Origin of the sequence: Wolbachia endosymbiont of Nasonia giraulti, assembly GCF_048054155.1 — a bacterium.
In the GTDB taxonomy this organism is placed as follows: domain Bacteria; phylum Pseudomonadota; class Alphaproteobacteria; order Rickettsiales; family Anaplasmataceae; genus Wolbachia; species Wolbachia pipientis_C.
In genome coordinates, this window is record NZ_JAFEVH010000028.1 from 1 (window position 1) to 11,200 (window position 11,200).

Sequence of the window (11,200 nt, forward strand, 5' to 3'; positions counted from 1 at the left end):
AAAAGGTAGAGCAAAAGTGGATTACTGCTTTGCCTAATTGGGCTTTAACTATGTCTCAACTTGATATCTTTTTTCCTGGTAGGTTAAAAATTGAGTTGAATTGAAAATGCGGTTTGACACACTTTTTTGAACGTTCCCGATAAATTTGTTTCTAGATGATTTACTGTGTTTATGTGATGAAAGCGTATTGTCAGATGGTTATGGTGTGGAAATTTCTGGGTGGTAAGAATGTGTCTCTTTAGAGAAGCAATTTGAACTGCTTCTATCAAAGTATAAACTTAGATAAATCAAGCTGCTTTGAAATTGACTCTAGTTTATCTCTTACATATTTGCTATCTATAACAAATTTTTCACTATTTTTTTCAGAAGCGATAAAACTTATTTCATCCAAAAGCTTCTCCATGACAGTATGAAGTCTTCTTGCACCTATATTTTCCACTTCTCTATTAACTGTAAATGCTATTTCAGCTATAGTCTCTATACCATCATCAGTAAACTCAAGTGTTACATTTTCCGTTTTCATTAACGCTATATACTGTTTTAACAAACTAGATTCTGGTTCCTTTAATATTTTTATTAGATCCTCTTGAGTAAGCGCCTTAAGTTCCACTCTAATTGGCAATCTACCCTGTAATTCTGGTAAAAGATCAGATGGCTTAGATAAATGAAAGGCACCAGATGCAATAAATAATATATAGTCTGTTTTTACGGGGCCATACTTAGTTGAAACAGTTGTTCCCTCAAGTAATGGTAACAGATCGCGCTGCACTCCTTCTCTGTTGACTTCACCTTTTATTTCTGTACGTGCTGCAATTTTATCTATTTCATCTAAAAACACTATGCCTTCATTGCTAACAAGATCAATCGCTTCTTTGATTATCTTGTCTTCATCCATTAACCTTTCGCTTTCTTCATTAATCAATATTTCACGTGCTTCTTTCACTTTAACTGTAATAGTTTTTGTTTTTTTGCTCCCATTAAACATCTTGCCCACGATTTCTGTTACGTTTATCACACCAATTTGCCCACCTGGCATGCCAGGTATATCAAAAGTGGGTAACATACCCTTGCTCTCCCTGACGTTAATAGAAACTTCTCCATCTTCAAATTCCTTATTTCTCAGTCTTTCTCTGAAAACTTTTTTGCTTTCCTCGGTTGCATCTTCACCAACCATGGAGTTGACTACTATCTTTTCAGCCAAACCTAAAGCTTTTTTAGTTAAGGCTTTACGTGCTTTTTCCTTAACTAAAACTATTGCTGCATCAACCAAATCACGTATTATCGAGTCAACATCACGTCCAACATATCCTATTTCAGTAAATTTCGTTGCTTCAACTTTTATAAAAGGTGCACCAGCAAGCTTTGCTAAACGGCGAGCTATTTCAGTTTTACCAACTCCCGTATGGCCTATCATGAGTATATTCTTAGGTATAATCTCTTCACGTAGTGGAAGTGGGACTTTATTTCGACGCCAACGATTTCTGAGTGCAATAGCAACAGCGCGCTTTGCGTCATTCTGCCCGATTATAAATCTATCCAACTCTTTAACTATCTTCTGTGGTGGTAGATCATCCAATAAAGCTTGTGAGCTTTGGATGCTGCTACTTTCTGTACCTTCATTTTCATAGAGGCCGTTTTTTTTATTGCAGTCATCATTATTATCAGATTGACCTACTACAGGTTGACCAGAAGAATTGGTACACAAAGTTCTTGACATATTACTCCTTTATTTTTTCAATAATTAGATTATGGTTTGTATAAACACATATATCGGCAGCTATCTTCATAGCCTTTTTTGCAATCTCCTCTATTGATATTCCTTCAACGTCAATCAAAGCTTTTGCTGCAGATAAAGCAAAATTTCCTCCAGAGCCAATGGCTGCAATGCCATCTTCAGGTTCAAGAACATCACCCGTTCCTGTAATGACCAATGAAATGGACTTGTCTGCCACGATCATCATAGCTTCTAATTTTCTTAGATATTTATCCATTCTCCAGTCTTTTGCAAGTTCAACACATGCCCTCATTAACTGTCCTGGGTGCTTATCAAGTTTAGATTCTAGCCTTTCGAAGAGAGTAAATGCATCAGCTGTTGCTCCAGCAAAACCGGCAATTACGGAATCACCAGAAAGACGCCTAACTTTTTTTGCTCCAGATTTTATAACGGTATGGCCTAGCGAGACTTGCCCATCACCTATTACTACCACATTTTTGTCTCTTCTAATTGATAGTATAGTAGTACCATACATTTTACTGCTGTCATGATGAATCATTTTTTTGTTATTTTAATTCGTTATATTATATTAAGATTATAACTTATAATATAGTACTTTTCTTATAACATTTAAAGTGTAGATGCAAAACATAATTCGCCCAGATTTGGAAAAAAGTATAAATAATTGGTTTGAGGCAAAATTTAACGGCCTTACATTGCCATTTTATAGCTCTATAGATCTTAGAAACTCCAGCTACAAAATTGCCCCAGTGGACGCTAATTTATTTCCTGCAGGGTTCAACAATCTAAGTGAGACATCAAGAGCAACAGCAGCAAAACTAATAAAAAGTTATTTTGAAACAAAACAATATAAAAAGACTCTTATAATACCGGAGAATTACACGCGAAATAAAATGTATATAGAAAACGTATTTGTTATAGAGAAAGTACTGCAACTCGCAGGTTTTGAAACTAGAATTGGCCTCTTTCATAATGAAACGTACAATTTAATAGAACAGTATGAAACTGTTGTGAAAGAAAACTCTTTGCTGAAGACAACTTCAGGATTTGTGCCTGATGTTATTATACTGAACCGTGATATGACGAGCCACATTCCAGACACACTAGAAAACGTAAAACAAGAGATAGTGCCAAGTCCATTATATGGCTGGCACAGTAGGCAGAAATTTCAATATTTTGAAATCTATCAAAAATTAGTGTCCGAATTTTGTGGCGAATTTAAAATGGATCCATGGCTTATTTCTGTGCTTACAGAAAGCTGTAATGGAGTTGACTTTAATGATGATTCATCACTAGGAGCAGTAGCGACTAAAGTTGACCAAATATTATCTCTAGTGCAAAAAAAATATGAGGAATATGAAATAAAAACACAACCTTACGTTTTTATCAAAGCAAGCAATGGCACATATGGAATGGGCATTATAACAGCAACAAGTGGAAAGGAAATATTAAATCTCAATAAAAAAAAGCGTCATAAAATGAAAAAGATAAAAGAAGGAATAGCAATCAATAGTGTTATTATACAAGAAGGTGTACCAACTATTGACATATTTAAAAGTAGTTCTGCAGAACCGCTAATATACTATATAGGAGATACTCCAACATGTTACTTATACCGATGTAATAGCAGGAAAGATGTATATTCTAGCTTGAATTCCACTGACTGTGAATTTTATGACATCAGCCAAGAAAATAAAACTTTGCCACTTTGGAATATTGTTAGCAAATTAGCAGTGCTAGCATTGGCAGTAGAAATTAAGTCTTTTCATCTCTAATAATTAATTTCTACAATGCTGCCATTATGCTGAATATGGTGAGCGTCATCAAGTCCAGTAGAAGGATCAGTACCATTATTAGGTTGATTGACAAACTTATCGATGTTTGATACTAGATATGCTATGCTTAGTATCAAACTGACCGTAACAGTTAAGTTGAAATTATAGATTATGCCACCACCCAAGTCTATTGGTATGGTTGGAAGTTCCATTCTTTTTAATATGAAGCTTAACAAGCCCAATGACAAAGTGAATGTGCTAAACATAACATTCTTCTTGCATTTAGCAAGCTCAGCTTCACATTTCGTAAGTTCGTCATCACCCTTTTTGTATTTTTTACATGCTTCTTGATATTTTTTATGCACTTCCTTATATTCTTCGCACTTATAATAACAGCTTACGAATTCTGAAAATAGAAATAGAACTGCTGATGTTAAGCTAATATAACTTACTACATCCTTGTTGTTTCTAGCTAAGAAATGAATGATTTTTGCCTGCATCAATATTCCTATGATACAGCTTGCCAAGTACGCTGAGTTACCTACAACCTGTATTGGTTTTTCAGGTTTATTTTCCTCTTCACCATTCGCAGGTTTCTTAGATTTATATCCAGCTAGATTTAGCCCAAGATGAAGAGCAAATATTATTGATGTTGGTAGTTTTATGAACTTAGAAATATCTAATACAGTGCAAATACTTGATCTGTTGTTGTCAATAAAATCGCAACAAAATTGCAATGAAATTTTACATAATATACCTGTTAAACCTGTTGCAATACAATACATCTTTCTAATATCATGATTGTGAACATCATGTATACTTTGTGTAAATGTATTTGGTTTACCTTTTGGCATAAGTAGATAATAAAATAATAACTTTTTAATATTATACTATAAAAATCTAAAAAGAAAAGTGCTATAAATCAGTACTTTGAGAGTGATCTAAACATAAATCGGCCAAGCACTTGATAGATAAGAGATCAGTACTGAGAGTTGGTACGCGAAAGTAATATCCGTCTTTGACAATTGCTTTATACTCTATATCAAGTTCAACCAGTGTTTCAGAATGCTCAGAAACAAAAGATATAGGTGATAAAACTACAGGTATATTATCGTCTTTCGCGCGTGATAGCTCACTTTCAGTGCTAGGCTCCAACCATTTTACAGGGCCAACCTTACTCTGATAACATATTCCCCAATCAAGATCTTCAATATTCAATTTTTTTACTATTAATTTTACTGTTTTTTCTATCTGTGAAGCGTAAGGGTCGCCTTTTTTAATGATACTAAGAGGTAAGCTATGAGCCGAGAATAGGACTCTTGGCTTACCGATTTTGCTAGCTAATTTATAATATTTAGACGTCAGATTAACATGAGCTTCAATAAAGTCTTCATTGTCATAATAATGGTGAATTGTTTTTGTGTTACATTCCAGTTTGGCATTTTTTTGCCAATTCTCGATGGATGATAGAGTTGTGGTGGTTGAATATTGCGGATATAGTGGTAGTAGAATGACTTCGTCAGGGTCGAATTGCTTTACGTTTTTAACAACTTCATCAGCAAATGGATGCCAATAACGCATGCAGATGAATATCTTATATACATGGTTTCCATTTTCATTTAATTTTAGTTCTAAAGCATCAGCTTGTGCTTTCGTATTCTCCAAGATTGGCGATTTACCTCCAATGTGCTCGTATATTTCTTGTGCAGTACTTTCTCGCCTTTTGGAGATAAACTTTGCTAAAAGAAAGCGGAAAGGATTGGGTAGATTGACTATTCTTCTATCATAAAATAGATTAAACAAGAAAGGACGTACTGCACTTAGTGAATCAGGTCCACCAAGGTTAAATAAGATTACTGCCTTCTTCACTGACAGCACCTTTCTTCAGGTTTGCCTATAAAATCAGCTACACACTCATCAAGTTTAGTTACAGGCACTAAATTTCTCACACTAGCATACAATAGATGACCAGATCTCTTCACGTTACTCTGTGTAGATACAAAATTTCTATCAAAAACCACATCAACACAAAAACTTGGCACTGCTTCAAAAAGTTCAACAGCAGCCAAAGATATCATTATGCAGCTTTGTAGAGCCTTCAGAAAAATCGTAAGGGGAAAAAGTAGAACCCTAACAAAGAGAGAGGGAGGGCTTTCATTCATTAGTTGTTCTTGATTAGGAGAATTATACTCAATATGCTGTCTGTTTTTATCAAAGATAGGAAATTTTATAGTGTCTTTCTTAAATTCCGGCTCTATTTGTTTCTCGGTATAATTTTCATTATTAGTCATTTTTTTCAATAACTTTTCACGCAAGTGAAAGGTTCTTACAACAAAACATGTTGCAACCATCAGTGCAGCACATATAAGTGCGCACTCGATAAGGCTTATGTTGCCTACCATAGCTGGTAATACAAAGCAAACAAACAGCGGTATGGAAATCATTTCACCAAATGGAACAACGTTCCTTTTCATCGCAAAAGCGGCACCTTCTTTTAATTTTGTATTATTGTGTAAGCTATACTCTAAATAACTTAAAAGTGCCAAATTAAAGGTTAAAAAACCTTTTGTTCCGCAGAAAATTGATGATTTAAGATTATTCACTAGTTTCTTACGACGGTAAACCATAAACTACCCCTTGATGTTTTATTCTTGACTATAAATAAAAAATCTCTTTGATGGAACAAAAATTCACAATAAAGTAAATATACGATCTTAATATAAGGAAATGATATGGCAATTGAGAGAACGCTTTCGATATTAAAACCTGATGCAGTAAAAAATAATATTACAGGCAGTATAAATTCTTACATTGAAAAATCTGGACTAAAAATTATAGCACAGAGAAAGATGCTGCTGACAAAAAAACAAGCAGAGCTGTTTTATGAAATTCATAAGGATAGGCCTTTTTTTGAAGAGTTGGTGGAATTTATGACTTCTGGGTCTGTGATAGTTCAAGTTTTAATTGGTGAAAATGCAGTCAGTAAATACAGACAAATCATGGGTGCTACAGATCCAAAACAGGCAGATAAAGGTACAATTAGGGGTGATTTTGCTAATGATATTAGTGAAAATAGAGTGCATGGTTCTGATAGTCTAGAGAATGCTCATAGAGAAATAGCTTTCTTTTTTGCTGAATGTGAATTGGTGTAGTTTTACTTTTTTACATATTAAACTTCTGAATTTTATGTTGAACTGTATAATATTAGCCCAATTTTTAGTTTAAGCAATATTAAGGGAAAGCTTTTTCATGCACAGTATAGATAATATTTAAAATGGATCATGTTGTTAATGCTTATAATAGATCTGAAGCTTCTATAGTTAGAGGAGAAGGAGTATATCTCTTCGATAAGGATGGTAAAAAATATTTAGACTTTGCTGCAGGAATTTCTACAACCTCTCTAGGGCATTGTCATCCATACATTACAGATAAACTGAAGGAGCAACTGGATTCATTATGGCACTGCTCTAATATTTTTACTATTCCCCAGCAGGAAAGGCTTGCTCAGCGTTTAACAGAACTTACCTTTGCCGATAAAGTTTTTTTCTGCTCAAGTGGACTTGAAGCAACAGAAGCTGCAATTAAATTTATTCGCCGCTATTTCTACTTAAATGGACAAGAAAAGCGCAGTCACATCATTACAATTGAAGGAGGTTTTCATGGCCGCAGTATTGCTGCAATTTCAGCTGGGGGAAATGAAAAATCACGCGAAGGTTTTGCTCCACTCCTTTCTGGTTTTGATAAAGTTCCAAGAAATAACATTGAAGCATTAGAAAAGAAAATCAATAGCGAAACAGCTGCCATATTTTTAGAGCCCATACAAAGTGAAGGCGGAGTACATCCATTGGACGTAGAGTATCTTAAAAAAGTAAGAGAGATAACAAAAGCTCAAGGAATAATTTTATGCTTTGATGAAGTGCAATGCGGATATGGAAGGATTGGCTCTCTATTTTACTATCAAAATATAGGAGTTGAACCTGATATGCTCACTTGTGCGAAGGCTATGGGTAATGGATTTCCTCTGGCTGCATGTTTAGTAAAAGATTATATAGCAGAAGCAATCACTCCAGGAACTCATGGGTCAACTTATGGAGGTAATCCACTTGCTATGACTGTTGGTAATGCAGTACTCGATGTAATGCTAAAGGAAGGCTTTTTTGACCATGTTAAGAAGGTCAGTAAATATCTAAAAGAAAAGTTGTTGCCTTTGACTGAAGAATTTCCGAAGATCGTTTCAGAAGTTCGTGGGGAGGGTTTATTGATAGGGATAGAGCTTAGATTACCTTTGGCTGATAAAATTGTTAAACAATCTCTTGACAAAGGCTTAATAATGACTAAAATTTTAAATAATAGAGTAATAAGAATAACTCCTCCACTTGTTGTTGAGAATATGCATGTGAATGCAGTGTGTGATATATTTCATGATTTATTTTTTTATATTAAAGATATATAGACTTGCAAATGCTTCTTACAACATATAAAATCAACTCTGTTTCTATATCGCAATAACATCATACTTTAATGGATTGGTTATTGATTTCAGTATTGTCAGCAATTTTTTTCTTATTGATTTTATCGTTTTTGTTCTCAGGAGCAGAAATAGGGTTAACCTCAATTAGCCGATCCCGAGTGAATAAACTAAAGCTAGAAGGTAACAAAAAAGCCAAGATAATAGAGCTTTTGTTAGGTAAAAAAGAATTAACAATAGGAACAATATTACTGTGCAATACAATTATTAACATTACTTGCTCTGCTTTATTTACAGCAATATTTATAAATTCTTTTGGGAGTGAGGGCATATTTCTTTCAACATTCATGATGACGTTTTGTATTTTGCTATTTTGTGAAGTTTTACCAAAAACTTACGCCATGCAAAATCCTGAAAAATTTACATTACTTTCTGCTTATTTTATGCTGTTTTTTGTCAAGATTCTTTCTCCATTGACATTAGGCATTCAGTTTATTGTCAATATCATTCTGAAGTTATGTGGGCTTCATAAGAATAGGGAGGTAATATCTGCAGCAGATGCAATGCGTAATATGATTACTCTTCACCGCAGTGAGGGCACTATGTTACAACAGGATTTAGATATGCTAAATAGTATACTTGATTTGGCTGAGACAGAAATATCACAAATTATGACCCACAGGAGAAACTTATTTTCTCTTGATATAGATCGAAACAAAGAAGAGTTAATAAGAGAGATTTTAACCAGTAGCCATAGCAGAGTACCTTTATGGCAAAAAGAACCAGATAATATTGTTGGAGTGGTTCACGTGAAAAATCTAATAAATGCCTTGCGTGAAAAGGATAATAAAATAGAGATTGCCAAAGTTATGTCAAAGCCTTGGTTTATACCAGAAAGTACTCCACTCAGTGTACAACTTCACAACTTCCGTAAAAACAGGAAACACCTTGCATTTGTTATTGATGAGTATGGAGCACTACAGGGAATCGTAACTCTTGAGGATATACTGGAAGAAATAGTTGGAGAAATTTCAGATGAACATGATTTGATCACAGAGAATTTTATAAAAAAGATATCCGATAATATGTATCACATAGAAGGAAAATCTACTATTAGGGATATTAATAGACAGTTACATTGGGATCTTCCTGATGAAGAAGCTACAACTCTAGCAGGTATGATTGTAAACGAGATAGAGCGCATTCCTGAAGAAAATGAAGAGTTTTCCATGTACGGTTTTTACTTTAAGATTTTAAAAAAAGATAAAAATATTATTACTATGATTGAAGTACAAGTAAAAACTGATAATACTGTAGTAGCAATTAATTAGTTGGGTTCTATGGAAGATACAGTAAAAATAACGGCTGAAGATTTGAAGAGCTATATAGAGAGAATCGAAAAACTTGAACAAGAAAAGAGGGATGTGCAAGATCACATTCGTGATGTATATGCAAAAGCTGCAGATGAAGGTTGGGATATAAAAGTGATGAAACAGATTATTAGGCTAAGAAAGATGGATGATGATGACAGGGAGGAACAGGAAATATTACTTGATACCTACAAACGTGCATTGGGAATGAATTACGAAGGTGAATAGTAGGATTGTAATTGGAATAAGTGGAGCATCTGGTTCTATTTACAGTGTACGGATTCTAGAGGCACTAAAAAATACCAATCATGAAACTCATTTAGTGATCAGCAGTGCTGGAAAAATAACTATAGCTCATGAGATTAAAGAAAAACTTGAAGATATTATATCGCTTGCAGATTTTTACTATTCTGAAGAAAAAATAGGAGAAAAAATAGCAAGCGGCTCATTTAAAACCTCAGGTATGGTTATTGCTCCATGTTCTATGAAAACAATGTCTGAAATAGCATCGGGGGTGACTTCCAATCTATTAACAAGGGCTGCAGATGTAACTCTAAAAGAGAGAAGAAAATTAGTTCTTATGGTGCGAGAATCTCCACTACATCTTGGACATCTCCGAAATATGTTAAAACTAACGGAGATGGGAGCAATTATTGCTCCGTCGATGCCTGCTTTTTATATTAAACCAAAATCTTTGGATGATATTGTAAATCATTCTGTTGGTAAAGCATTGAATTTATTTGATATCGCATTACCTGACTTCAAGGAGTGGCAAGGAAATGTCAATTATTATTAACGGTAAAAAAATAGCAAATGATCTCTGTGAGGAGCTATCAAAAAAAATTGATATTTTAAAGAAAGAGTATAATGTTTTTCCTTGTCTTAAAGTAATTCTTGTGGGTAGCAATCCAGCAAGTCAGGTCTACGTTCGTAATAAACAAAGAAAAGCAGAATCAATAGGCATAAGTTCTGAAACTATTGTTTTGCCTGATAGTATCTCAGAAGATGAATTGATTGAAAAAGTTAATACATTAAATGAAGATCCATCTGTGCATGGAATTTTAGTTCAGTTACCTTTACCAAAGCACATCAGTGCAAGCAGAATAATTAATACAGTAAGTGTTGAAAAAGATGTAGATGGCTTTCATGATGAGAATGTTGGCAGGTTAGTTAAAGGTGAAAAAAATTGTCTGATACCTTGTACTCCCAAAGGTTCTTTGCATTTAATTAAGTCAGTTGAAAATAATCTGTCCGGTAAAAATGCGGTAATCATTGGCAGATCAAATATTGTGGGTAAGCCAATGTTTCACCTATTGTTGCAAGAAAATTGCACTGTTACCATCTTGCATTCACAAAGTAGGGATTTAGCTGATTATTGCTCTAAGGCGGATATAGTAGTTGCAGGAGTTGGAAAGCCAAATTTTGTTCAACCAGATTGGATAAAAAAAGGTGCAATAGTGATTGATGTTGGCATAAATAGCATTAACATAGGAAATCAAAGTAAGCTTGTGGGTGATGTTGACTTTGAGGGAGTAAAAGAAAAAGTCAAAGCTATTACTCCAGTGCCTGGTGGAGTTGGCCCGATGACAATAGCATTTCTTATGATAAACACTGTAGTTGCTGCTTGCTTACAGCGGGAAGTTGATCCTTCTGATTTTATTGCTTAAGGTTTAGCTTAATGTTAGCATAAACAGAATACCTTTACAAATAGCACAGGGAACGTTCAAAAAAGTGTGTCAAACCGAAAAAAAAGTAATAAATTGATATAAAAAATGGAGGTTTGATATGAGTCAAGCAAATAGAACTACTGGTTTGGTAGATTATAAAGAATTAGAAACAAATATCCTGTCAT

12 protein-coding genes are annotated in these 11,200 nt (G+C 34.2%); 7 read left to right on the top strand and 5 right to left on the bottom strand.

Features of this window, described 5'->3' with window-relative positions:
• Window positions 1-265 precede the first annotated feature (265 nt).
• Both hslU and hslV read right to left on the bottom strand, forming a co-directional pair.
• A complete protein-coding gene (hslU, locus tag JR312_RS04395; RefSeq protein WP_416647818.1) occupies window positions 266-1,717 on the bottom strand; it encodes an ATP-dependent protease ATPase subunit HslU in 1,452 nt (483 codons plus the stop codon).
• Between the two features lies 1 nt (window position 1,718).
• Window positions 1,719-2,273 (bottom strand): ATP-dependent protease subunit HslV, encoded by a 555-nt coding sequence (hslV, locus tag JR312_RS04400; RefSeq protein ID WP_026092657.1) that lies wholly within the window; start codon window positions 2,271-2,273, stop codon window positions 1,719-1,721.
• An 82-nt stretch (window positions 2,274-2,355) separates the two neighbouring features.
• Between hslV and gshA the strand changes: the two genes are divergently transcribed.
• Complete coding sequence (gene gshA, locus JR312_RS04405; RefSeq protein WP_264336348.1) at window positions 2,356-3,510, top strand: glutamate--cysteine ligase; 1,155 nt, start codon at window positions 2,356-2,358, stop codon at window positions 3,508-3,510.
• On the opposite strand, the gene JR312_RS04410 is transcribed toward gshA, so the two are convergent.
• The 3 genes from JR312_RS04410 to JR312_RS04420 form a co-directional block, all read right to left on the bottom strand.
• On the bottom strand, window positions 3,507-4,364 hold the full coding sequence (locus JR312_RS04410; RefSeq protein WP_416647819.1) for a hypothetical protein: 858 nt from the start codon (window positions 4,362-4,364) through the stop codon (window positions 3,507-3,509). The two genes, gshA and JR312_RS04410, sit on opposite strands and share 4 nt — an antisense overlap.
• A gap of 61 nt (window positions 4,365-4,425) precedes the next feature.
• On the bottom strand, window positions 4,426-5,379 hold the full coding sequence (gene hemH / locus JR312_RS04415; protein ID WP_416647820.1) for a ferrochelatase: 954 nt from the start codon (window positions 5,377-5,379) through the stop codon (window positions 4,426-4,428).
• A complete protein-coding gene (locus tag JR312_RS04420; RefSeq protein WP_319606741.1) occupies window positions 5,376-6,137 on the bottom strand; it encodes a hypothetical protein in 762 nt (253 codons plus the stop codon). The genes hemH and JR312_RS04420 overlap by 4 nt, the downstream gene beginning before the upstream one ends.
• Window positions 6,138-6,242: 105 nt before the next feature.
• Between JR312_RS04420 and ndk the strand changes: the two genes are divergently transcribed.
• The 6 genes from ndk (at window position 6,243) to folD (ending at window position 11,015) form a co-directional block, all read left to right on the top strand.
• On the top strand, window positions 6,243-6,662 hold the full coding sequence (gene ndk, locus JR312_RS04425; RefSeq protein ID WP_015587995.1) for a nucleoside-diphosphate kinase: 420 nt from the start codon (window positions 6,243-6,245) through the stop codon (window positions 6,660-6,662).
• 122 nt (window positions 6,663-6,784) lie between these two features.
• Window positions 6,785-7,963, top strand: coding sequence for an aspartate aminotransferase family protein (locus tag JR312_RS04430; protein WP_416647821.1), 1,179 nt, complete (start codon window positions 6,785-6,787; stop codon window positions 7,961-7,963).
• A gap of 68 nt (window positions 7,964-8,031) precedes the next feature.
• A complete protein-coding gene (locus JR312_RS04435) occupies window positions 8,032-9,309 on the top strand; it encodes an HlyC/CorC family transporter (protein WP_416647822.1) in 1,278 nt (425 codons plus the stop codon).
• Window positions 9,310-9,318: 9 nt separating this feature from the next.
• On the top strand, window positions 9,319-9,576 hold the full coding sequence (locus JR312_RS04440; protein ID WP_006014634.1) for a DUF2312 domain-containing protein: 258 nt from the start codon (window positions 9,319-9,321) through the stop codon (window positions 9,574-9,576).
• Window positions 9,569-10,144, top strand: a complete 576-nt coding sequence (locus tag JR312_RS04445) for a UbiX family flavin prenyltransferase (protein ID WP_416647823.1) — start codon at window positions 9,569-9,571, stop codon at window positions 10,142-10,144. The genes JR312_RS04440 and JR312_RS04445 overlap by 8 nt, the downstream gene beginning before the upstream one ends.
• Window positions 10,128-11,015 (top strand): bifunctional methylenetetrahydrofolate dehydrogenase/methenyltetrahydrofolate cyclohydrolase FolD, encoded by an 888-nt coding sequence (gene folD, locus JR312_RS04450; protein ID WP_416647824.1) that lies wholly within the window; start codon window positions 10,128-10,130, stop codon window positions 11,013-11,015. The genes JR312_RS04445 and folD overlap by 17 nt, the downstream gene beginning before the upstream one ends.
• Window positions 11,016-11,200: the final 185 nt, after the last annotated feature.